19 protein-coding genes are annotated in these 21,393 nt (G+C 69.3%); 11 read left to right on the forward strand and 8 right to left on the reverse strand.

All coding sequences use genetic code 11. The features are described 5' to 3' along the window. The first annotated feature begins 27 nt into the window (after positions 1-27). Positions 28-2,040: an acyltransferase family protein gene (locus AC1PZ7_RS04680; protein WP_482358348.1), complete on the forward strand. Its 2,013-nt coding sequence runs from the start codon at positions 28-30 to the stop codon at positions 2,038-2,040. Positions 2,041-2,113: 73 nt separating this feature from the next. Continuing rightward, entirely contained in the window at positions 2,114-3,145 is a 1,032-nt protein-coding gene (locus AC1PZ7_RS04685) for an NAD-dependent epimerase/dehydratase family protein (RefSeq protein ID WP_482358349.1), read from the forward strand. 211 nt (positions 3,146-3,356) lie between these two features. On the opposite strand, the gene aguA is transcribed toward AC1PZ7_RS04685, so the two are convergent. The 5 genes from aguA to acnA form a co-directional block, all read right to left on the reverse strand. Then, on the reverse strand, positions 3,357-4,448 hold the full coding sequence (gene aguA, locus AC1PZ7_RS04690; RefSeq protein ID WP_482358350.1) for an agmatine deiminase: 1,092 nt from the start codon (positions 4,446-4,448) through the stop codon (positions 3,357-3,359). A 5-nt stretch (positions 4,449-4,453) separates the two neighbouring features. Next, complete coding sequence (aguB, locus tag AC1PZ7_RS04695; protein WP_482358351.1) at positions 4,454-5,344, reverse strand: N-carbamoylputrescine amidase; 891 nt, start codon at positions 5,342-5,344, stop codon at positions 4,454-4,456. 30 nt (positions 5,345-5,374) lie between these two features. Then, entirely contained in the window at positions 5,375-5,716 is a 342-nt protein-coding gene (locus tag AC1PZ7_RS04700) for a DUF2794 domain-containing protein (RefSeq protein WP_482358352.1), read from the reverse strand. Positions 5,717-6,165: 449 nt separating this feature from the next. Beyond that, on the reverse strand, positions 6,166-6,945 hold the full coding sequence (locus AC1PZ7_RS04705) for a DUF1223 domain-containing protein (protein ID WP_482358353.1): 780 nt from the start codon (positions 6,943-6,945) through the stop codon (positions 6,166-6,168). A 355-nt stretch (positions 6,946-7,300) separates the two neighbouring features. Beyond that, positions 7,301-9,985 carry an aconitate hydratase AcnA gene (acnA, locus tag AC1PZ7_RS04710; protein ID WP_482358354.1) on the reverse strand — a complete coding sequence of 895 codons (2,685 nt, stop codon included), beginning with the start codon at positions 9,983-9,985 and terminating at the stop codon, positions 7,301-7,303. Positions 9,986-10,200: 215 nt separating this feature from the next. On the opposite strand from acnA, the gene ccmA reads away from it, so the two are divergent. The 8 genes from ccmA to tenA all read left to right on the forward strand — a co-directional run bounded on the left by ccmA (position 10,201) and on the right by tenA (position 17,604). Beyond that, a complete protein-coding gene (gene ccmA / locus AC1PZ7_RS04715) occupies positions 10,201-10,842 on the forward strand; it encodes a heme ABC exporter ATP-binding protein CcmA (protein ID WP_482358355.1) in 642 nt (213 codons plus the stop codon). Then, a complete protein-coding gene (gene ccmB / locus AC1PZ7_RS04720; RefSeq protein WP_482358356.1) occupies positions 10,839-11,510 on the forward strand; it encodes a heme exporter protein CcmB in 672 nt (223 codons plus the stop codon). Before ccmA ends, ccmB begins: the two co-directional genes overlap by 4 nt. A 374-nt stretch (positions 11,511-11,884) precedes the next feature. Then, positions 11,885-12,439: a F0F1 ATP synthase subunit delta gene (locus AC1PZ7_RS04725; RefSeq protein ID WP_482358357.1), complete on the forward strand. Its 555-nt coding sequence runs from the start codon at positions 11,885-11,887 to the stop codon at positions 12,437-12,439. Then, a complete protein-coding gene (atpA, locus tag AC1PZ7_RS04730; RefSeq protein ID WP_482358358.1) occupies positions 12,439-13,968 on the forward strand; it encodes a F0F1 ATP synthase subunit alpha in 1,530 nt (509 codons plus the stop codon). Before AC1PZ7_RS04725 ends, atpA begins: the two co-directional genes overlap by 1 nt. 40 nt (positions 13,969-14,008) lie before the next feature. After that, on the forward strand, positions 14,009-14,890 hold the full coding sequence (locus AC1PZ7_RS04735) for a F0F1 ATP synthase subunit gamma (protein ID WP_482358359.1): 882 nt from the start codon (positions 14,009-14,011) through the stop codon (positions 14,888-14,890). Between the two features lie 25 nt (positions 14,891-14,915). Then, entirely contained in the window at positions 14,916-16,349 is a 1,434-nt protein-coding gene (gene atpD / locus AC1PZ7_RS04740) for a F0F1 ATP synthase subunit beta (protein WP_482358360.1), read from the forward strand. Between the two features lie 71 nt (positions 16,350-16,420). After that, positions 16,421-16,837, forward strand: a complete 417-nt coding sequence (locus AC1PZ7_RS04745) for a F0F1 ATP synthase subunit epsilon (RefSeq protein WP_482358361.1) — start codon at positions 16,421-16,423, stop codon at positions 16,835-16,837. Positions 16,838-16,908: 71 nt separating this feature from the next. Then, positions 16,909-17,604 carry a thiaminase II gene (gene tenA / locus AC1PZ7_RS04750; protein ID WP_482358362.1) on the forward strand — a complete coding sequence of 232 codons (696 nt, stop codon included), beginning with the start codon at positions 16,909-16,911 and terminating at the stop codon, positions 17,602-17,604. Positions 17,605-17,772: 168 nt separating this feature from the next. Here tenA and infA read toward each other — a convergent pair whose 3' ends face one another. Both infA and AC1PZ7_RS04760 read right to left on the reverse strand, forming a co-directional pair. Beyond that, a complete protein-coding gene (gene infA, locus AC1PZ7_RS04755) occupies positions 17,773-18,054 on the reverse strand; it encodes a translation initiation factor IF-1 (RefSeq protein ID WP_013168254.1) in 282 nt (93 codons plus the stop codon). Between the two features lie 161 nt (positions 18,055-18,215). Further along, a complete protein-coding gene (locus AC1PZ7_RS04760) occupies positions 18,216-19,643 on the reverse strand; it encodes a DEAD/DEAH box helicase (RefSeq protein ID WP_482358363.1) in 1,428 nt (475 codons plus the stop codon). Between the two features lie 297 nt (positions 19,644-19,940). Between AC1PZ7_RS04760 and AC1PZ7_RS04765 the strand changes: the two genes are divergently transcribed. Further along, complete coding sequence (locus tag AC1PZ7_RS04765) at positions 19,941-20,681, forward strand: class I SAM-dependent methyltransferase (protein ID WP_482358364.1); 741 nt, start codon at positions 19,941-19,943, stop codon at positions 20,679-20,681. Positions 20,682-20,714: 33 nt separating this feature from the next. Here AC1PZ7_RS04765 and metW read toward each other — a convergent pair whose 3' ends face one another. After that, entirely contained in the window at positions 20,715-21,347 is a 633-nt protein-coding gene (gene metW, locus AC1PZ7_RS04770; protein ID WP_482359565.1) for a methionine biosynthesis protein MetW, read from the reverse strand. Positions 21,348-21,393: the final 46 nt, after the last annotated feature.

Raw genomic sequence — 21,393 nt, forward strand, 5'->3', positions numbered from 1 at the left:
TAAGCGTGTCGCCGGATTTCCTCCTTCATGAAGTACAGGCCCGAGATCGACGGCCTCAGGGCCGTCGCGGTTGTTCCCGTCATCCTGTTCCATGCGGGTTTCGGCGCGTTCTCCGGCGGTTTCGTCGGCGTCGACGTGTTCTTCGTCATCAGCGGCTATCTCATCACCACCCTCCTCGCGGCGGAGATGGACACCGGCACGTTTTCCATCGCCCGCTTCTACGAGCGGCGCGCCCGCCGCATCCTGCCGGCGCTGTTCGTGGTGGTGGCGGCCTGCATCCCCTTCGCCTGGATCTGGATGTTCCCGGCGCAGTTCGAGAGCTTCGCGCTGTCGGTGGGGGCGGTGGCGCTGTTCGCCTCCAACATCCTGTTCTGGCAGGAGGCCGGCTATTTCGCCGCCGCGGCCGAGTACAAACCGCTGCTGCACACCTGGAGCCTGGCGGTCGAGGAACAGTTCTACATCCTGTTCCCGCTGCTGCTGCTCGGGCTCTGGCGCTTCGGGCGCCGGGGCGTGCTGGCCGGCATCGCCGCGCTCTCGCTCGGCAGCCTGCTGCTGGCCGAGCATGGCTGGCGCAACCATCCGGAGGCGAATTTCTACCTGCTGCACGCCCGCGCCTGGGAACTCGGGGCGGGCGCGATCTGCGCCCTTCTCATGCGCGAGCGGGCGCCCCGGCCCAATGCCGCGCTGTCGCTGCTGGGACTGGGGCTGGTTGTCTTCGCGGTCTTCGGCTTTGACGGGACGATGCCGTTTCCCTCGCTCTACGCCCTCGTGCCGGTGGGCGGCGCCGCGCTGATCATCCTGTTCGCCGCGCCCTCGACCCCGGCCGGCCGGGTGCTGGCGGCGCGGCCCTTCGTCGGCCTCGGGCTGATCAGCTACAGCGCCTATCTCTGGCACCAGCCGCTCTTCGCCTTCGCCCGCCTGCGCAGCCTCGACGCGCCGGGGCCCGGGCTGATGCTCGGGCTCGCGCTGGCCTCGCTCGGGCTGGCCTATCTCACCTGGCGCTTCGTCGAGCGCCCGTTCCGTGCCGGCAGCTTCGCCCGGCGGCTGTCGCGGCGCGAGCTGTTCGCCGGCGCGGCGGCGGTATCCGTGCTGTTCCTCGGCTTCGGCGCCTTCGGCTCTCTCCAGGACGGGGCGCCGTTCCGGCTGCCGGAGAAGGTGCAGGCGCTGCTGCGCGTCGAGAGCGAGTGGCAGCAGCACGGCGGAGGCGGTGCCTGCAATTTCAACGAGTTCAAGCCCCTGCGGGCGCAGCCGGTGGCCGGCTGCACCGGCTACATGATCGACGGGCGGGCGGAGGTCGTGCTCATCGGCGACAGCCATTCCGCCGCCATCACGCATGGCGTGCAGGAGGAACTGCGGCGCGCGGGCATCTCCTCCTATGCCGCCTCCTATGTCGGGTGCATCGGCCTGCCGGGCTTCTACCGCGCCGACCGGACCCGGTGGCATGCCTGCGACGCCTATAATCGCGCGATGCTGGATTTCGCCCGCACGCACGGCACGAAGACGGTGGTCATCACCTCGCGCTTTGCCTCCTATGTCGAGGGCTCGCGTTTCGACAATGGCGAGGGTGGCGTGGAGACCGGCACGGATACGCGCCTCGACGTTCTCGATGCGGTGAAGCAGGCGACCGGCGACCGGCACCAGCGCGTGCTGGCGGCGCTCCGGCCCGGCGTCGAGGCGATCGCGGACGAGATCAACGTCGTCCTCGTCTATCCCATTCCGGAGGCCGGCTGGAACGTGCCGCAGCGGGCCGCCCGGATGGCGCTGAACGGGGAGGGCGATGCCGGGCCGCTGTCGACCTCCTACGAGGCGTTTCGCGCCCGCAACGCCAATGTGCTCGCCGCTTTCGAGGCGATCGAGCATCCCGGCGTGTTCAAGATGCGCCCGCACGAGATCCTCTGCGCCGCCGGGCGCTGCCGCAACGCCGAGGGCGAGGTGGCGCTGTATTTCGACGACGACCACCTCTCCAGCGCCGGCGTCGGGCTGATCGTTCCCGAACTGGTCGCGCAGATCCGCAAGGCGCTCGCCGCGGCGCGATCCTAGGGGGGCGACCGGAGCCGACCGGGGCCGCCGGGGGATAATGGTGCCGTGCGCGGCACCCGACAGGGAGACGATCGTGGCGAAGGTTCTCGTTACCGGCGGTTCGGGCTTCATCGCCGTCCATCTCATCCTGCGGCTGCTCGCCGAGGGCCACGCGGTGCGCGCCACGCTGCGCGACCCGGCGCGGGCGGGACAGGTGCGGGCGATGCTGGCGGCGGGCGGCGCGGCACCCGGCGCGACGGTGGACTTCCACACCGCCGATCTCCTCGACGATGACGGCTGGACGCCGGCCGCCGCCGGCTGCGACTACGTCCTGCACGTCGCCTCCCCCCTGCCGGCCGGCATGGCCGCGGCGAAGGAGGGCGAACTGATCCGCACCGCGCGCGAGGGCACGCTGCGGGTGCTGCGGGCGGCGCGGGCGGGTGGCGCCCGGCGGGTCGTCGTCACCTCCTCCTTCGCGGCGGTCGGCTACGGGTACGCGCCGCGCGCCGGGCGCTATGACGAGAGCGACTGGACCGACCCGGCCGGTGCCGATGTCGACGCCTATACGCGCTCCAAGACGCTGGCCGAGCAGGCGGCGTGGGAGTTCGTCGCCCGCGAGGGCGGCGGCATGGAGCTGACGAGCGTCAACCCGGTCGTCGTGCTGGGCCCGGCGCTGGGGCCGGACATGTCGGCCTCGCTGGACCTGATACGGGCGCTGCTCGACGGCGCCGTGCCGGCCACGCCGCGCATCTTTCTCGGCCTCGTCGATGTGCGCGACGTCGCCGACCTGCATCTCAGGGCGATGACGGCGCCGGCGGCGGCCGGCGAGCGCTTCCTCGCCACCGCCGGCGACGCGGTCTCGCTCCACTGGATGGCGCAGACGCTGCGCGCCCGGCTCGGCCCGGCGGCGCGGCGGGCGCCGCGCTTCGAGCTGCCGGACCTCGCGGTGCGCCTCGCCGCCCTCGCCCTGCCGATGGCACGGCTGGCGGCGCCGCGCCTGGGGGTGCGGCGCGATGCCTGCGCCGACAAGGCGATGCGCCGGCTCGGCTGGGCGCCGCGCTCCGCCGAGGCGGCGGTTCTCGCCACCGCCGAGAGCCTGATCCGGCTCGGCCTGGTGAAGCGGTGAGTGTCCGATCGGCGCACCGCCATCCCGAGGTGCGCGCGGAGCGCGCCTCGAAGGATGCGCCTCGCGTACCTTGAGCCTCCTTCGAGGCCCGGCCGACGGCCGGGCACCTCAGGATGACGGTGCGCGAGGTTGGCCCCGTCCCCTCGCCGCGATCCCGGCTTTCGCGGCGCTCGGCCGGGATGACGGCGAACGGGATGACGATGCCGCCCGCTCAGCCCGGCGTGCCGAGGGGCTGCTGCTGGGTGATGCAGTGGATGTTGCCGCCGCCGAGGATGATCTCGTGCGTCGGCACGCCGACCACCTCGCGGTCCGGGAACAGCCGGGCGAGGATGGCGCGGGCGGTCTCGTCATGCGCGGGATCGAGCAGCGGCATCAGCACGTGCCCGTTGCCGATGTAGAAATTGGCGTAGGAGGCGCCGAGCCGCTCGCCATTGCCGCGCGACATGGTGCCCGAGCCCGGCCCGGCGTCGATGGCCTCCTCCATCGTGCGGAACAGCGGACCCGGCAGCGGCAGCTTGACGATCTCGATGGAGCGCCCGCGCGCGTCGGTCATCTTCGACAGGCGCTCATGGGCATCCCGGGAGATGGCGTATTGCGGATCGAGCGGGTCCTCGCACCAGGTCAGCGCCACCACGCCGGGGCGCACGAAGCAGGCGAGGTTGTCGATATGGCCGGAGGTCTCGTCGTCGACTAGGCCGGCGCCGAGCCACAGCACGCGCGAGACGCCGAGATGGTCCCTGAGGTGCTGCTCGATCTCCTCGCGCGTGAGGTCGGGGTTGCGGTTGGGGTTGAGCAGGCATTCCTCGGTGGTCAGCACCGTGCCCTCGCCATCGACATGGATCGAGCCGCCCTCCAGCACCAGCGGGGCGGCGTAGCGCGGGGCGCGCTCGATCTCCAACATCTTGGCGGCGATGAGCCGGTCCTGGTCGCAGGGGGCGTAGAGCCCGCCCCAGGCGTTGAAGTCCCAGTCGACGCCGCGCAGCCGTCCGGCGCCGTCGGTGACGAAGGTGGCGCCGCTGTCGCGGCACCAGGAATCGTCCGAGGACGCCTCGACCACCCGCACCGAGGGCGGCAGCATCGCGCGCGCATTGCGCCATTGCCGGGCGGTGGCGAGCATGGTGACCGGCTCGAAGCGGGCGATGGCGCTCGCCACGGCGACGAAGGCGTCCTGCGCCGGCAGCGCGCCCTCGCGCCAATTGTCCGGCCGCTCCGGCCAGATCATCCAGGTGCCGGCATGCGGCTCCCATTCGGCCGGCATGCGGAAGCCGTCGGCGGCGGGCAGGGTGGTGAGGGTCTGGCTCATGCCGATCACCCGATCGCGCGCGTCGGCGCGCGCCCGTCGAGGGAGAGCAGCGGCCCGTAGAGTTCCGGCCGCCGGTCGCGGAACACGCCCCAGCTGTGGCGCTGGCGGGCAATGCCGTCGAGGTCGAAGGTGGCGGTGAGCACCGCCTCCTCCTCGCGCCCGGCCTCGGCCAGCTTCTCGCCGGTCGGCCCGGCGATGAAGGAAGAGCCGTAGAAGGTGATGGCGGTGCCGTTGCGGCCCTCTTCCCGGCCGATGCGGTTGGAGGCGATCAGCGGCGTCAGGTTGGCCCCGGCATGGCCCTGCATCACGCGCTGCCAGTGGCCCGACGAATCGAGGCCGCTGTCGTGCGGCTCGGAGCCGATGGCGGTGGGGTAGAGCAGCACTTCGGCGCCGAGCAGCGCCATGGTGCGCGCGCATTCGGGGAACCACTGGTCCCAGCAGATGCCGACGCCGATGCGCCCGACCGCCGTGTCCCAGACGCGGAAGCCGGTGTCGCCCGGCGAGAAGTAGAACTTCTCGGTGTAGCCCGGCCCGTCCGGTATGTGGCTCTTGCGGTAGAGCCCGAGCACCGAGCCGTCCGCGTCCACCATGGCGAGGCTGTTGAAGGCGGCCTGGCCGGCGCGCTCGAAGAAGCTGATCGGCAGCACCACGCCCAGTTCCTTCGCGAGTTTCGCGAAATGGGCGATCAGCCGGTTGCCCTCGAAGGGTCTGGCGAGTTCGAGGAACTCGTAGAGCTGGTCCTGGCAGAAATAGGGGGTTTCGAACAGTTCCTGCAGCAGGATGAGCGTCGCGCCGCGCCCGGCGGCCTCGCGCACCAGCGCCTCGGCGCGGGCGATGTTGCCCTCGATATTCCAGTCGCAGCTCATCTGGGTGGCGGCGACGGTCAGGCTGCGCATTCGGATCTCCGGGGACAGGGGACGGGGTGGTCAGTTGACGGCGCGCAGCGGCTTTTCCAGCACCGCGAGGACGCGTTGAAGCTCATGGCCGCGCTTGAGGATGAGGCCGGTCTGCGACACGACGGTGTAGGCGCCCTGCCGGCGGGCGAGGCGCGGATCCTTCTCGACGCGGTAGATCGGCACTTCGGCGGCGCGCCGGAAGATCGAGAAGATCGCCCTGTCGCGGGTGAAGTCGATGGCGTAGTCGCGCCATTCGCCGAGCGCCACCATGCGGCCGTAGAGGTCGAGGATGCGGTCGAGCTCGCGCCGGTCGAAGGTGACGAGGGCGCCACGCGTGCCGACCGGCAAGGCTATGGGGTCGATTTCCGCCACGCGGCTCCTCCGGCTTGGCCGGCCCGGCTCTCCCGGACGGCCGGTCCGACGTCGTCATGTGCCTGTCATGATCCACCGGCCGGCGGGCGCCTTCAAGCGCCTTTCGCATTCATGGGGTATCCGGCGGCGTTCACGCGCTCGTTAACCGAAAACACATCGCCGCCCGAATTCGGCCGTTGCGATGCCGCCCGGCGCCACCAATCTATCCCTCATAGCGTTGGGCCGGTTCGCGTGGCGCATCGGTTTCCCAGCCCCCCAGCCCCCCGCGGTGCTCGCGGACCGGCCTGACGTTATGTTCTAGGTTCAATCCCCGAATTGCTCTTCAGGGCCGGCCATGTCGCCGGCCCTTTTTCTTTGTCCGCGCCACGGCGACGCCCGAGGGCACGGCACGGCGCGGCGCGGATTGGCCTCGCGGCCCCGCACCGGTCCGTCGGCAGGCTCGGTGGGAATCAGTGCAGCGGCTGCAGGGAGGCGCCCAATATGGCGCCGGGCTCGGTCGCGGAGCCGGACTGCACGAAGACGACGACCGCGTCGGTCGCATCGCCGGGCGGGCGGGGCAGGATGGTTTCAAAACGCGCGGCGCTGCCGTTCCAGTCGCCGAGCTTGGTCCAGCCGCGCACCACATTGTGGTAGGTCATGCTGGCGCCCTCGTTCTCGCCCCGGCCGATCTCGACCTCCATGCGGCTGATGACCGGGCACAGCCAGACCTCGCCCGATCCCGGGGCGGCGTCGATCTTGACCGTGATGCGGTCCTTCGCCGTCTCGACCGTGATCGGCACGGCGGGCCGGGCGATGGTCGACAAGGTGCGCTCCAGCGTCGAGCGATCGGAGCCGATGGCCATGACGTGGCCGTTCACCACCGCCTGCGGCGTGAACATCTTGCTGTCGCCGCGCATGTGGGCATAGGCCTTCTGGCGCAGCGAATGGCCGTGCTTGGCCAGCGTGTCCTTCCAGCCGAGATAGTCCCAGTAATCGACCGCGAGGGTGAGGGCGATCACGTCCGGTCGCTCGGCCATCTCGGCGAGCAGCTTGTCGGCCGGCGGGCAGGCGGAGCAGCCCTGGCTGGTGAACAGCTCGACCATCGCCCGCGGCGCCGTCACCGGCTTGATCGCCTCCGCCGGCGCCTCCTCGGCCCGCGCCGCTGCCGGCAGCACGAGCACCAGCGCCAGCAGCACGAAGCCGATCCGTGAAAACCGGTCGCGACAGGCGCCGGCGGTGTGTTCGGGCATGCGGAAGGCGGGGTGTGCGACGGTAACGGACATATCGAGCAGGTCGTCCTTGGGCGCGAGCTCAATGGTGCGACACGGGCCGTTCCGGATATCGGCGGACCCTGTCGCTTGGCTCCGGGAAGGATCTCCGGGCAGGTCTCGACCGACCGGATCCACCCTAGGCAATAGGACGTGGCAGGCGCCGCTGCCAGTCACATTCGGGTGTCGCGGGGCCGGTGCGGGCGGGGTGTCGCCGCCAGGCCGCAGGAAGCTGCCGCCGGGAAGCCGCCGGCGGAAGAGGTCGCGGAGAGAGGCGCAGGACGGAAAAGGGCCGGCGCGGGGTCGGATATCCCGCGCCGGCCCTTCCTGTCGTCGATCAGGCCGCGAGGTTGCGCAGCACGTAGGGCAGGATGCCGCCGTTGCGGAAGTAGTCCAGCTCGTCGAGCGTATCGATGCGGCAGGTGAGCGGGACGTTCTTCACGGTGCCGTCGGCGAAGGTGATCTCGGCGACCAGCGTCTGGCGCGGCTTGAGGTCGCCCTCGATGCCCCGGAGGGTGACGATCTCATCGCCCTTGATGCCCAGCGACTGCCAGGATTCGTCGTTCTGGAACACCAGCGGCACCACGCCCATGCCGACCAGGTTCGAGCGGTGGATGCGCTCGAAGCTCTGGGCGATGACGGCGCGGATGCCGAGCAGCGCCGTGCCCTTGGCCGCCCAGTCGCGCGAGGAGCCGGTGCCGTATTCCTTGCCGGCGAAGACGACGGTGGGCACGCCTTCCTGACGGTAGAGCATGGCGGCATCGTAGATCGGCATCTCGGCGCCGTCCGGCCAGTGGCGGGTGAAGCCGCCTTCCTTGCCGGCCAGCATCTGGTTCTTGATGCGGATATTGGCGAAGGTGCCGCGCATCATGATCTGATGATTGCCGCGCCGCGTGCCGTACTGGTTGAAGTCCGCCGGGCGGACCTGATGGTCGCGCAGGTAGACGCCGGCGGGGCTGGCTTCCTTGATCGAGCCGGCGGGCGAGATGTGGTCGGTGGTGATGGAATCGAGGAACAGGCCCATGACCCGCGCCTTGATGATGTCGGTGACGGGCTCCGGCTCCATCGCCATGCCCTCGAAATAGGGCGGGTTCTGCACATAGGTGGAGCGGTCGTCCCAGGCATAGGTCTCGCCGAGCGGGATGGCGATCTTCTGCCAGTTCTCGTCGCCCTTGAAGACGTCGGAGTACTTCTCCTGGAACATCTTCTTGGTGACGTTCTCGCGGATGAAGGTGGCGATCTCGCGGTTGGTCGGCCACACGTCCTTGAGATAGACCGGCGTGCCGTCCGAGCCGATGCCGAGCGGCTCGGTGGTGAGGTCGATCTGCAGCGAGCCGGCGATGGCGTAGGCGACGACCAGCGGCGGCGAGGCGAGGTAGTTCGCCTTCACGTCCGGGTTCACCCGGCCCTCGAAATTGCGGTTGCCGGAGATGACGGCACCGGCGATGAGGTCGTTCTTGTTGATGGCTTCCGAGATCGGCTCCGGCAGCGGGCCGGAATTGCCGATGCAGGTGGTGCAGCCGAAGCCGACCAGGTTGAAGCCGAGCGCGTCGAGGTCCTTCTGCAGGCCGGCGGCGTTGAGATAGCCTTCCACCACCTGCGAGCCGGGCGCCAGCGAGGTCTTCACCCACGGCTTCGACTTCAGCCCCTTGGCGACCGCGTTGCGGGCCAGCAGGCCGGCGGCGATCAGCACGCTGGGATTGGAGGTGTTGGTGCAGGAGGTGATGGCGGCGATGGTGACGTCGCCATGGCCGAGATCATAGTCGGTGCCGGCCACCGGCACGCGCTTGGCGGTCTCGCCGGCCTTCTTGAACTCGCCTTCCAGCGCGGCGAGGAAGCCCTGCTTGGTGCCGGAGAGCAGCACGCGGTCCTGCGGGCGCTTGGGGCCGGCGAGCGAGGGCAGCACGGTGGAGATGTCGAGTTCGAGGACGTCGGTGAACACCGGGTCCGGCGTGCCGGCCTCGCGCCACAGGCCCTGCGCCTTGGAATAGGCCTCCACCAGCGCGATGCGGTCATCCGTGCGGCCGGTCTCGTCGAGATAGGCGATGGTCTCGCCGTCGACCGGGAAGAAGCCGCAGGTCGCGCCATATTCGGGCGCCATGTTGCCGATGGTGGCGCGGTCGGCGAGGGTGAGATGGTCGAGGCCGGGGCCGAAGAACTCGACGAACTTGCCGACCACGCCCTTCTTGCGCAGCATCTGGGTGACGGTGAGCACGAGGTCGGTGGCGGTGATGCCTTCCTTCAGCTCGCCGGTCAGCTTGAAGCCGATCACCTCGGGAATGAGCATGGAGACCGGCTGGCCGAGCATGGCCGCCTCCGCCTCGATGCCGCCCACGCCCCAGCCCAGCACGCCGAGGCCGTTGATCATGGTGGTGTGGCTGTCGGTGCCGACGCAGGTGTCGGGATAGGCGACGGTGACGCCATCCTCGTCCTTGGTCCACACGGTCTGCGCCAGATATTCGAGGTTCACCTGGTGGCAGATGCCGGTGCCGGGCGGCACGACGCGGAAATTGTCGAAGGCCGACTGGCCCCATTTCAGGAAGCGGTAGCGCTCCTGGTTCTGCTTGTATTCCTCGTCGACATTCTTGCCGAAGGCGGCGTTGTCGCCGAAGAAGTTCACGATCACCGAATGGTCGATGACGAGGTCGACCGGCACCAGCGGGTTGATGCGCTTGGGGTCGCCGCCCAGATGCACCATGGCGTCGCGCATGGCGGCGAGGTCGACCACGGCGGGAACGCCGGTGAAGTCCTGCATCAGCACGCGCGCCGGCCGGTAGGCGATCTCGTTCTCGACCTTGCCGCGGTTGATCAGCCAGTCCTTGACCGAGATGATGTCCTGCTTGGTGACGGAGCGCCCGTCCTCGAATCGCAGCAGGTTCTCCAGCAGGACCTTCATGGAGAAGGGCAGGGCCGAGACGCCGTCGAGGCCGTTCTTCTCGGCCTCCGGCAGACTGTAATAGACGTAGGTCTTGTTCCCGGCGGTGAGGGTTTTCCGGCTTTTGAAGCTGTCGAGCGACGTCACGGCTGACTGATCCCCGCTAACGATGTGGCAAGGATGCGCTTGGCCTTGGAGGGAGGAGGGCTGGCGGGCTATAGCTCGCGGGGCCCGGTCGCGGCACGGGGCGCATCGTTCAGAATTCTATATAGAGCCATTTCAAACTCCGATCCTAGAGGGCTTGACGCGATGCATCGGAAATTTGTGCGTTGCGTCGGCGGCGGTAAGCGGTGGACGTCGTGATGCGTCTCGTGGTCGAGGAACTGGCCTGCCGGCGCGGCGTGCGGCTGCTGTTCGAGGGGCTCGGATTCACGCTCCAGGCCGGGCGGGCGCTCATCGTCACCGGCCCCAACGGGACCGGCAAATCCTCGCTGCTGCGGCTGCTGGCCGGGCTTTCGCGGCCGGCCGCCGGGCGGATGCGGCTGGAGGGCGCGGCCGAGCCCGAGGATTTCGCCGAGGAGGTGCACTATCTCGGTCATCTCGACGCGCACAAGGCGTCGCTGAGCGCCGAGGAGAACCTCGCCTTCTGGCGCGACATGCTCGGCCGGCCGGGGCTGTCCGTCGCGGCGGCGATGGACGCGGTCGGCCTCGGCGGCCTCGGCCGGCTGCCGGTGGCGGTGCTCTCGGCCGGGCAGAAGCGGCGTCTCGCCCTGGCCCGCCTGCTGGTCGCCGAGCGCCCCCTCTGGCTGCTCGACGAGCCGACCACGGCGCTCGACACCGCCGCGCAGGCCCGATTCGCCGAGCTGGCGCGTGCGCATCTGGCAAATGGCGGCCTCATCGTCGCCGCGACGCATGCCCCGCTCGATCTGGGCGCGGGCGACGCGCTCGACCTCGGCGCCTGGCGTCCCGCCCGGCCATTGTCCTCGCTGCCGGAGATCGCATGAGCCGCGCCTTCCTTGCTCTTCTCGCGCGCGACCTGAAGCTCGCCCTGCGCGCCGGCGGCGGGGCGGGGCTCGGCGTGGTGTTCTTCCTCGCCGTGGTGGTGGTCACGCCCTTCGCCATCGGTCCGGACCTCGCGCTGCTGGCGCGCATCGGCCCGGCGATCCTGTGGATCGGCGCGCTGCTGGCCTCGCTGATCGGCCTCGACCGGCTGTTCGCCGCCGATGCCGAGGACGGCTCGCTCGACGTGCTCGCCATGCTCGCGCTGCCGCTGGAGCTGATCGCCGCGGCCAAGGGGCTGGCGCACTGGATCGCCACCGGCCTGCCGCTGGTGATCGCCGCGCCGGTGCTGTCGCTGCTGCTCAACCTGGAGCCCGCCTCGATCGGCGCGCTGACGCTGACCCTGCTGGTCGGCACGCCGGCGATCACCTTTCTCGGCCTCATCGGCGCCGCCTTCGCCGCCGCCTTCCGGCGCGGCGGGCTGCTGGTCGCGGTGCTGGTGATGCCGCTCACCATTCCGGTGCTGATCTTCGCGGTGGCGGCGACCGGCACGGCACTCGGCGGCACGGTGCCGTTCGGCACGCCGTTCCGCATCCTGCTCGGCCTGTCGCTGGCGGCGATGGTGCTCGGCCCGATCGCGGCGGCGGCGGCGCTGCGCGTGGCACGCGACTGAGGTGCGACGACGCGCGACCGGCGCGGCGCGCCTCTGGTATGCCAGCAGGCGCGACATCCTCGCGCAGGCGTGGAAAACCTCCGCGCGCGGTCCATCGGCCGGTCGGTGCAGCAATGCGCCGCAGGGCGCGCAAAGCCTTGCAGCGGCGTGATGGCAGGTGTCGCAGGCGGTTACGGGGCCGCTACGTCATTTGCCCCCCTGAATCCCTCACGTCCTCGTGTTGCAGCACGCCCGGAGCCGTGTTAGGGAACCGCCGACCTCAAGGGAGGGTAAGGGAAACTCCTACGCCGCCTTGAGTTTGAACCCTTCCAGTCCGGAAGCCGGCGTCCCGCTCCTGGCGGACATCGCTCCGGACAAGCCCCGAGAGAGGCACTGTGGCCGAGACCTACGTATCCGGAGTGGCGGGACGCTACGCGAAGGCGCTCTTCGAGCTTGCCTGCGATGCCGGTTCCGTCGATGCGGTGAAGGCGGACCTCGCCAGGTTCAGCGCCATGATCGCCGAGAGCGACGACCTCAAGCGTCTGGTGCGCAGCCCGGCCTTCTCGTCCGAGGAACAGGAGCGGGCGGTTGCCGCCCTCCTCGACAAGGCCGGGATCGGCGGTCTCGCCGGCAATTTCTTCAAGACCGTGGCGGCCAATCGCCGGCTGTTCGCGGTCGAGTCGGTCATCCGCGGCTTCGACGCGCTGGTCGCCGCCTACCGTGGCGAAGTGACGGCGGAAGTCACCGTCGCGCAGCCGCTCTCGGATGCCCACGCCGCCACGCTGAAGCAGTCGCTCGACACGCTGACCGGCAAGGACGTCAAGCTCGCCGTCGAGGTCGACCCCTCGCTGCTCGGCGGCCTTAAGGTCAAGGTCGGCTCGAAGCTCGTCGATGCCTCGCTCAAGACCAAGCTCAATTCGATCCGCTATGCGATGAAAGAGGTTCGCTGATGGATATCCGCGCCGCAGAAATTTCCGCGATCCTCAAGGAGCAGATCAAGAATTTCGGCCAGGAAGCCGAAGTCTCCGAGGTCGGTCAGGTTCTGTCCGTCGGTGACGGCATCGCCCGTATCTACGGTCTCGACAACGTCCAGGCGGGCGAGATGGTCGAGTTCGAGAACGGCACGCGCGGCATGGCGCTGAACCTCGAAATCGACAATGTCGGCGTCGTGATCTTCGGTTCCGACCGCGAGATCATGGAGGGCCAGACCGTCAAGCGCACCGGCGCCATCGTCGACGTTCCCGTCGGCAAGGGCCTGCTCGGCCGCGTCGTCGACGCCCTCGGCAACCCGATCGACGGCAAGGGCCCGATCGAGTTCACCGAGCGCCGCCGCGTCGACGTGAAGGCGCCGGGCATCATCCCGCGCAAGTCGGTGCACGAGCCGATGCAGACCGGCCTCAAGGCCATCGACGCGCTGATCCCGATCGGCCGTGGCCAGCGCGAGCTGATCATCGGCGACCGTCAGACCGGCAAGACCGCGATCGCGCTCGACTCCATCCTCAACCAGAAGCCCATCAACCAGGGCACGGACGAGAAGGCCAAGCTCTACTGCGTGTATGTCGCGGTGGGCCAGAAGCGTTCGACCGTCGCCCAGTTCGTGAAGGTGCTGGAAGAGCAGGGCGCGCTGGAATATTCCATCATCGTCGCCGCCACCGCCTCGGACGCCGCTCCGATGCAGTTCCTGGCGCCGTTCGCCGGCACCGCCATGGGCGAGTTCTTCCGCGACAACGGCATGCACGCCCTCATCATCCATGACGACCTGTCCAAGCAGGCCGTGGCGTACCGCCAGATGTCGCTGCTGCTGCGCCGCCCGCCGGGCCGCGAGGCGTATCCGGGCGACGTGTTCTATCTCCACTCGCGCCTGCTCGAGCGCGCCGCCAAGCTCAATGACGAGAACGGCGCCGGTTCGCTGACCGCGCTTCCGGTCATCGAGACCCAGGCCAACGACGTGTCGGCCTACATCCCGACCAACGTGATCTCGATCACCGACGGCCAGATCTTCCTCGAGTCCGACCTGTTCTTCCAGGGCATCCGCCCGGCGGTGAACGTCGGCCTCTCGGTGTCGCGCGTCGGCTCCTCGGCGCAGATCAAGGCGATGAAGCAGGTCGCCGGCAAGATCAAGGGCGAGCTCGCCCAGTACCGCGAGCTCGCCGCCTTCGCGCAGTTCGGCTCGGACCTCGACGCCTCGACGCAGAAGCTGCTCAACCGCGGCGCGCGCCTGACCGAGCTGCTCAAGCAGTCGCAGTTCTCGCCGCTGAAGGTCGAGGAGCAGGTGGTGGTGATCTACGCCGGCACCAACGGCTATCTCGACGTGCTGCCGGTCTCCAAGGTCCGCGAGTTCGAGGCGGGTCTGCTGCTGTTCCTGCGCTCCAAGCACGCGGACATCCTCGAGGCCATCCGCACCTCGAAGGAACTGTCCAAGGACACCACCGAGAAGCTCGTCAAGGCGCTCGACGCCTTCGCGAAGACCTTCGCCTGAGCGACAGAGCCGAGCATCCGGGCACGGGAGTCCAAGTTAGATGGCCAGCCTTAAGGATCTGCGCAATCGCATCGCTTCGGTGAAGGCGACGCAGAAGATCACCAAGGCGATGCAGATGGTCGCCGCCGCCAAGCTGCGGCGCGCCCAGCAGGCCGCCGAGGCCGCGCGCCCCTATGCCCAGCGCATGGAAAGCGTGCTCGGCAACATCGCCGGGGCGATCTCCGGCGGGCCGGACGCGCCGCTGCTGCTGACCGGCACCGGCCGGGACGAGACGCATCTCCTGCTCGTGCTGACCGCCGAGCGCGGCCTGTGCGGCGCCTTCAACTCGTCGATCATCCGCCTCACCCGCGAGCGCGCCGCGGCGCTGATGGGCCAGGGCAAGACGGTCAAGATCTTCTGCGTCGGCCGCAAGGGCCACGAGGCGCTGCGCCGGCAGTTCGAGAAGCAGATCGTCGATGTCGTCGAGCTGCGCGCGAACAAGGGCGTGACCTTCGCCGACGCGCAGAAGATCGCCGACAAGATCGGCGCCATGTTCGCCGCCGGCGAATTCGACGTCGCGACCCAGTTCTTCAGCCGCTTCCACTCGGTGATCTCGCAGGTGCCGACCGCGCAGCAGCTGATCCCCGCCACTTTCGCCGCCCCGGCCGAAGCCGCGAAGGGCGCCGAAGCGATCTATGAATATGAGCCGGGCGAGGCCGAAATCCTCGCCGACCTGCTGCCGCGCAATCTCGCGGTGCAGGTCTTCAAGGCGCTGCTCGAGAACGGCGCGTCCGAGCAGGGCGCGCGCATGAGCGCGATGGACAACGCCACCCGCAACGCGGGTGACATGATCAAGAAGCAGACTTTGACCTACAACCGCACCCGTCAGGCGATGATCACGAAGGAACTTATCGAGATCATTTCCGGCGCCGAGGCGCTGTGAGGCAGGACCCGGAAGGACGACGAACATGGCTAATGTCGGACGCATCACACAGGTCATCGGCGCCGTCGTGGACGTGCAGTTCGAGGATCACCTCCCGGAGATCCTGAACGCGCTGGAGACCACGAATCAGGGCAACCGCCTCGTGCTCGAGGTCGCCCAGCATCTCGGCGAGAACACCGTGCGCACCATCGCCATGGACTCGACCGAAGGTCTGGTCCGCGGCACCGAGGTGAAGGACACCGGCGGCGCGATCTCCGTGCCGGTCGGCGAGGCCTGCCTCGGCCGCATCATGAACGTCATCGGCGAGCCGGTCGACGAGCTGGGCCCGATCATCGGCGATTCCACCCGCGGCATCCACCAGCCGGCTCCCTCCTATGCCGATCAGTCGACCGAGGCCGAGATCCTCGTCACCGGCATCAAGGTCGTCGATCTGCTGGCGCCGTACTCCAAGGGCGGCAAGGTCGGCCTGTTCGGCGGCGCCGGCGTCGGCAAGACCGTGCTGATCATGGAGCTGATCAACAACATCGCCAAGGCGCATGGTGGCTATTCCGTGTTCGCCGGCGTGGGCGAGCGTACCCGCGAGGGCAACGACCTCTACCACGAGATGATCGAATCCAAGGTGAACGTGGATCCGCACGAGCACGACGGTTCCGCCGCCGGCTCCAAGTGCGCCCTCGTCTACGGCCAGATGAACGAGCCTCCGGGCGCCCGCGCCCGCGTCGCGCTGACCGGCCTCACCGTCGCCGAGCACTTCCGCGACCAGGGCCAGGACGTGCTGTTCTTCGTCGACAACATCTTCCGCTTCACCCAGGCGGGTTCGGAAGTGTCGGCGCTGCTCGGCCGCATTCCCTCGGCGGTGGGCTATCAGCCGACGCTGGCCACCGACATGGGCGCGCTGCAGGAGCGCATCACCACCACGACCAAGGGGTCGATCACCTCGGTGCAGGCGATTTACGTGCCCGCCGACGACCTGACCGACCCGGCGCCGGCCGCCTCCTTCGCCCATCTCGACGCGACGACCGTGCTGTCGCGCTCGATCGCCGAAAAGGGCATCTACCCGGCGGTCGATCCGCTCGACTCGACCTCGCGCATCCTCTCGCCGCTGATCATCGGCGAGGAGCACTACAATGTGGCGCGTCAGGTGCAGCAGACGCTGCAGCGCTACAAGTCGCTGCAGGACATCATCGCGATCCTGGGCATGGACGAGCTCTCGGAAGAGGACAAGCTCACCGTCGCCCGCGCCCGCAAGATCGAGCGCTTCCTGTCGCAGCCCTTCCACGTCGCCGAAGTCTTCACCGGCTCGCCGGGCAAGCTCGTCGACCTCGCCGACACCATCAAGGGCTTCAAGGGCCTGGTGGAAGGCAAGTACGATCACCTCCCGGAGCAGGCCTTCTACATGGTCGGCACCATCGACGAGGCGATCGAGAAGGGCAAGAAGCTGGCTGCCGAGGCGGCGTGATCCCATCCGCCCGGCGCCGATGACGGCGCGGGGCGGCGATCGCCCAAGCTGACGCATCCCCTGGAGGATCCATGGCCACCTTCCCGTTCGAACTCGTCTCGCCCGAGCGCCTCGTCTACGCCGGCTCCGTGACCGAGGTCGTCGTCCCGGGCGCCGAGGGCGAGTTCGGCATCCTCGCCGGCCATTCGCCCTTCGTGTCGACGCTGAAGCCCGGCATCCTGACCATCAAGGGCGATGGCGCGCCGAAGAAGCTGTTCGTGCGCGGCGGTTTCGCCGAGGCCAATCCGCAGGGATTGACCATCCTGGCCGAAACCGCCATCCCGCTCGCCGAACTGCGCGCCGAGAATCTCGCGCAGATGATCACGGACGCGCAGGAGGACGTCGAGGACGCCCGCGACGAGGCCACCCGCGCCAGCCGCCAGCAGTTCCTCGAGCAGCTCAAGTCGGCCGCGGCCGCCGTCGAATCCGACTCGCGCGGCACGCACTGAGTCGACGTACCCATCGACGCGATTATGATCCGGGCCGCTGACACCAGCGGCCCTTTTCATTTTGGGAGGAAATGCCCGTGAGCGATTCGACGAGTTTCAGCGGCTCGACCTTCAGCGTGCAGGCCTGGGGCCGGAACCTGCCGACCTTCGAGGCCATCCGCACCATGCCGTTCAACGACGCGCTGGCCGACGGCACGCTCTCGGCGGAGCGCTTCCGCCACTACATGGTGCAGGACGCGCATTACCTCATCGCCTTCGGCCGCGGCCTCGCCGTCGCCGCCGCCAAGGCGGACGATCCGGACGGGCTGGTGCAGTTCGCGGAAGCCGCCAAGGTCGCCGTGGTGGTGGAGCGTTCGCTGCACGCCGACTTCTTCGACCAGTTCGGCATCGACGCGGAGGCGTTCGGGCGCACCGAGATGTCGCCGGTCTGCCACCACTACGCGAACTTCCTCATCGCCGCCGCCTATTCGGAGCCCTATCCGGTGGTGCTGGCGGCGCTGCTGCCGTGCTTCTGGATCTATGCCGAGATCGGCCGCGACATTCTCGGCCGGGCGGTGCGGCCCAATCCCTATGACGCGTGGATCGACACCTATGCCGGCGAGGAATTCCACGAGGCGGTGCGGGCGGTGATCGCCACCACCGACCGTGCGGCGGCGGGCGCCTCGCCGGACGTGCTGGCGCGCATGCACGCCGTCTACAAGCGGGCCACGCAGCTCGAATGGATGTTCTGGGATTCGGCCTGGCGCCAGGCGACCTGGCCGGTCTGAGCGGCGGCCGGCGGAACGCCCACCCGCAGCGCCCACCCGCAGCGCCCGCCTGTCGCGCCGCGCGCGCCACGAGAGCCCGCTCACGCGAAAAGGCCGGCGCGAATGGCCCGGCCCTGTGTCACGATTGGAGATGACGGCGCGATGCGCGCCGGGCCGCAGCCCGGCGTGTCAGCGGCGACGGCCGGGTGGCGGGCGACGCTGGCCGCTGCCGATCGGCGGGGTCGGGCCACCGGTCTTGTGACGGAAGTTGATGCGTCCGCGCTCAAGGTCGTAGGGCGACATCTCGACGACGACGCGGTCGCCGACGATGGTACGGATGCGGTTCTTCTTCATCTTGCCCGCCGCATAGGCGAGTATCTCGTGTTCATTGTCGAGCACCACGCGGAAGTTGCCATCGGGCAGGACTTCCGTCACCGTGCCGTCGAACTCGAGCAGTTCCTCTTTCGCCATTAATGGCTCTCCTCGTACAGGCTGCCGCCGGCTTCGCCGCTAGGCAAATACCCTGACGGCCGGCATTTGTCTCGTGCAGATATTACGCGGCGGCAGCGGAAACCACTTCAGCCGCGCGCCGGCCCCCGAATCGAGGGGCCGGCGCATCGGAATGGGTCGTATCAGGGGGCCGAGTTGAAGGACTTGCGCCGCGGCGGGCGACGCCCCTCGCGGGCCGGACCTTCATGACGTGCACCCTCGTGCCGGGCGCCCTCGTGGCGCGGCCCTTCGTGGCGCGGGCCATCCTTGCGGAAGCCGTCGCGGGCGCCGTCCTGCGGACCGCGCTGGAACGGACGCGCGGCGCGTTCGCCCTCGCGCGGACCACGCGGGCCGCGCACGTCGCGCGACTGCGGACGGCCGGCTTCCGGGCGGAAGCCCTCGAGCTGCGGCGCGCCCTCGCGGCGGCTTTCGCCACGGCGGTCGACGGACGGGATGGTGATCTTGATCAGCCGCTCGATGTCGCGCAGGAAGGCGCGCTCCTCGCTGTCGCACAGCGAGATGGCGATGCCCTCGCGGCCGGCGCGCGCGGTGCGGCCGATGCGGTGGACATAGCTTTCCGGCACGTTCGGCAGGTCGTAATTGATGACGTGGCTGACGCCCGGCACGTCGATGCCGCGCGCGGCGATGTCGGTCGCCACCAGCACCTTCACGATACCCTGCCGGAAAGCGGCCAGGGCACGTTCGCGCTGCGGCTGCGACTTGTTGCCGTGGATCGCCTCGGCGGCGATGCCGGCCATCGAGAGGCCCTTCACCACGCGGTCGGCGCCGTGCTTGGTGCGCGAGAACACCAGCGCGCGGTCGAGCGTCGGCTCGGAGAGCACTTCGACCAGCAGGTTCGGCTTGCCGGAGCGGTCGGTGAAGAACACCTTCTGCTCGACGCGGTCGGCGGTCTTGGCGACCGGGGTCACCGCGACGCGGACGGGATTGGTCAGCAGCGAATCGGCCAGCTTCTCGATCTCGCGCGGCATGGTCGCGGAGAAGAACAGGTTGCGGCGCTTGGCCGGCAGCCGCGCGACGATGGCGCGGATGGCGTGGATGAAGCCCATGTCGAGCATCTGGTCGGCCTCGTCGAGGACGAGGACCTCGACCATGTCGAGCCGCACGGCGTTGTTCTCGAGCAGGTCGACGAGGCGGCCGGGCGTGGCCACCAGCACGTCGACGCCATTGGCCAGCGCGCGCGCCTGCCGGCCGATCGGCACGCCGCCGATGGCGAGCGCCGTCGAGGGCCGCACATGCTTGCCGTAGAGCCGGAAGCTCTCGAGGATCTGGCCGGAGAGCTCGCGGGTCGGGCTCAGCACCAGCGCGCGGGCCGAGCGGCGCTCGGGGCGGAAACGGTTGGTGACGAGATGCTGCAGGATCGGCAGCGCGAAGGCGGCCGTCTTGCCGGTGCCCGTCTGGGCGATGCCGATGAGGTCGCGGCCGGCGAGAACCTGCGGCACGGCCTGGAGCTGGATCGGGGTGGGGGTGGTGTGGTTCGCTTCCGCGAGAGCCTTCAGAATCGGCTCGGCAAGGCCGAGTTCGGCGAATTGGGTCAAGTAACGTTCTTTCATGGGCGATTGCGTCCGCGCGCACAGATCGGGCGCGAACCGCGAATCACGGGGGGCGATGAGACACCCCGCGTAGCCTGGGACGTCGGCGTTTCTGGGTGATCAGGGGCTGAAGACTGCCGCGGCTTTGAGTCTGGAAGCGGAATTCCCGGTCAGGTCAACCTGAACAGATCCGGTTCCAAGCCGAAGCGGACATCGAGCGACGCGGCCCCGATACGGACACCTCGTCCGCATGCACCGCTTATGTGGCCTAAAAGGGTGGTGATTTCAAGGCGTCATTCACCCGCTATAAGATGGGGCATGTATCCAGACGTCGCCGGCCTCCGCAGTTTCTATGCCCAGCCCCTCGGCGTGGTGACGCGCCGCCTGGTCGGGCGCGCCATCCGTGCGCGCTTCGACAATGTGCGCGGCCTGTCGCTGCTCGGCATCGGCTATGCGACGCCCTATCTCGGCGTGTTCCGCGAGGAATGCGAGCGCGCGCTCGCCTTCATGCCCGGCGCGCAGGGCGTGACGCGCTGGCCCTCCGCCGCGCCGACGCTGGCGGCGCTGGTCGACGAGACCGAGCTGCCGCTGCGCGACGGCATGATCGACCGGGTGATCGCCGTGCATCTGCTGGAGATGACGCCCGATGCCGGGGAGGTGCTGCGCGAGGTCTGGCGCGTGCTGGCGCCGGGCGGACGGCTGCTCTGCGTGGTGCCGAGCCGGCGCGGCGTGTGGGCGCGCACCGAGAACAACCCGTTCGGCCACGGAAGGCCGTTCTCCCGCACCCAGGTGACCGACCTGCTGCGCGGCGCGCTGTTCACCCCCGTGGGCTGGGACGAGGCGCTCTACATGCCGCCGGTGGCGCGCAACTGGTTCCTGCGCTCGGCGGTGGCGTGGGAGCGGGTGGGGTCGAGCCTGGCGCTGCCCTTCGCCGGGGTGCACATCGTCGAGGCGACCAAGCAGGTCTACAAGCCGGTATCGACCAAGCGCCGCTCACGCCTGCGCGTGTTCCAGCCGGTGCTGGAGCCGGTGCTGGCGCCGAGGCCGCTGGGGGGCTAGGAGCGCGCCCGCGCTCAGCCCTTGCGCGCGCCCTCAGCCCTTGCGCGAGAGCAGGAACACCGCCTGCTCGCCGAGCAGGTTCCACACCGCCCAGGGCAGGTTGAAGCGCACGGGGCGGCCATAGCCGTTCAGCGCCGCCGCGCGGTCGATGCGCGCGCCGACCTCCTCCACCAGCGCGACGAAGTCGCGGATGGTGCAAAAATGGATGTTCGGCGTGTCGTGCCAGCTATAGGGCAGGTTCTCCGTGCTCGGCATCCGGCCGTTGAGCAGCAGATCGAGCCGCATGCGCCAGAAACCGAAATTGGGGAAGGAGACGATGGCGTGGCTGCCCACGCGCAGCATCTGCTCCAAGACCCATTTCGGCCGCCGCGTCGCCTGGATGGTCTGCGAGAGGATGACGTAGTCGAAGGAATTGTCGGGGTAGTCGGCCAGATCCACATCGGCGTCGCCCTGGATGATCGGCAGGCCGCGCGCCACGCCGGCATTGACGCCCTCGCGCGACAATTCGATGCCGCGCGCGTCGCAGCCGCGCGTGGTGGCCAGCAGCTCCAGCAATTCGCCGTCGCCCGAGCCGACATCGAGCACGCGGGTGCCCGGCCGCACCATGTCGGCGATCAGCAGCAGGTCGACGCGCGTGCCGGAGGCGGCGCGGGCGGCCTCGCGCATGGTCAGGTCGTGCGCCTTGAGGTCCTGCAGGGCGAGATCGCGCGGC

The organism is Ancylobacter sp. TW_SC_1, assembly GCF_056836805.1.

Coding starts and splice junctions, on each gene's coding strand:
- AC1PZ7_RS04680 (WP_482358348.1), top strand. CDS start 28: ATGAAGTACAGGCCCGAGATCGACGGCCTCAGGGCCGTCGCGGTTGTT.
- aguA (WP_482358350.1), bottom strand. CDS start 4,448: ATGAGCCAGACCCTCACCACCCTGCCCGCCGCCGACGGCTTCCGCATG.
- aguB (WP_482358351.1), bottom strand. CDS start 5,344: ATGCGCAGCCTGACCGTCGCCGCCACCCAGATGAGCTGCGACTGGAAT.
- AC1PZ7_RS04705 (WP_482358353.1), bottom strand. CDS start 6,945: ATGCCCGAACACACCGCCGGCGCCTGTCGCGACCGGTTTTCACGGATC.
- ccmA (WP_482358355.1), top strand. CDS start 10,201: ATGCGTCTCGTGGTCGAGGAACTGGCCTGCCGGCGCGGCGTGCGGCTG.
- ccmB (WP_482358356.1), top strand. CDS start 10,839: ATGAGCCGCGCCTTCCTTGCTCTTCTCGCGCGCGACCTGAAGCTCGCC.
- atpA (WP_482358358.1), top strand. CDS start 12,439: ATGGATATCCGCGCCGCAGAAATTTCCGCGATCCTCAAGGAGCAGATC.
- AC1PZ7_RS04735 (WP_482358359.1), top strand. CDS start 14,009: ATGGCCAGCCTTAAGGATCTGCGCAATCGCATCGCTTCGGTGAAGGCG.
- atpD (WP_482358360.1), top strand. CDS start 14,916: ATGGCTAATGTCGGACGCATCACACAGGTCATCGGCGCCGTCGTGGAC.
- AC1PZ7_RS04745 (WP_482358361.1), top strand. CDS start 16,421: ATGGCCACCTTCCCGTTCGAACTCGTCTCGCCCGAGCGCCTCGTCTAC.
- tenA (WP_482358362.1), top strand. CDS start 16,909: ATGCCCGTGAGCGATTCGACGAGTTTCAGCGGCTCGACCTTCAGCGTG.
- infA (WP_013168254.1), bottom strand. CDS start 18,054: ATGGCGAAAGAGGAACTGCTCGAGTTCGACGGCACGGTGACGGAAGTC.
- AC1PZ7_RS04760 (WP_482358363.1), bottom strand. CDS start 19,643: ATGAAAGAACGTTACTTGACCCAATTCGCCGAACTCGGCCTTGCCGAG.
- AC1PZ7_RS04765 (WP_482358364.1), top strand. CDS start 19,941: ATGTATCCAGACGTCGCCGGCCTCCGCAGTTTCTATGCCCAGCCCCTC.
- metW (WP_482359565.1), bottom strand. CDS start 21,347: ATGCGCGAGGCCGCCCGCGCCGCCTCCGGCACGCGCGTCGACCTGCTG.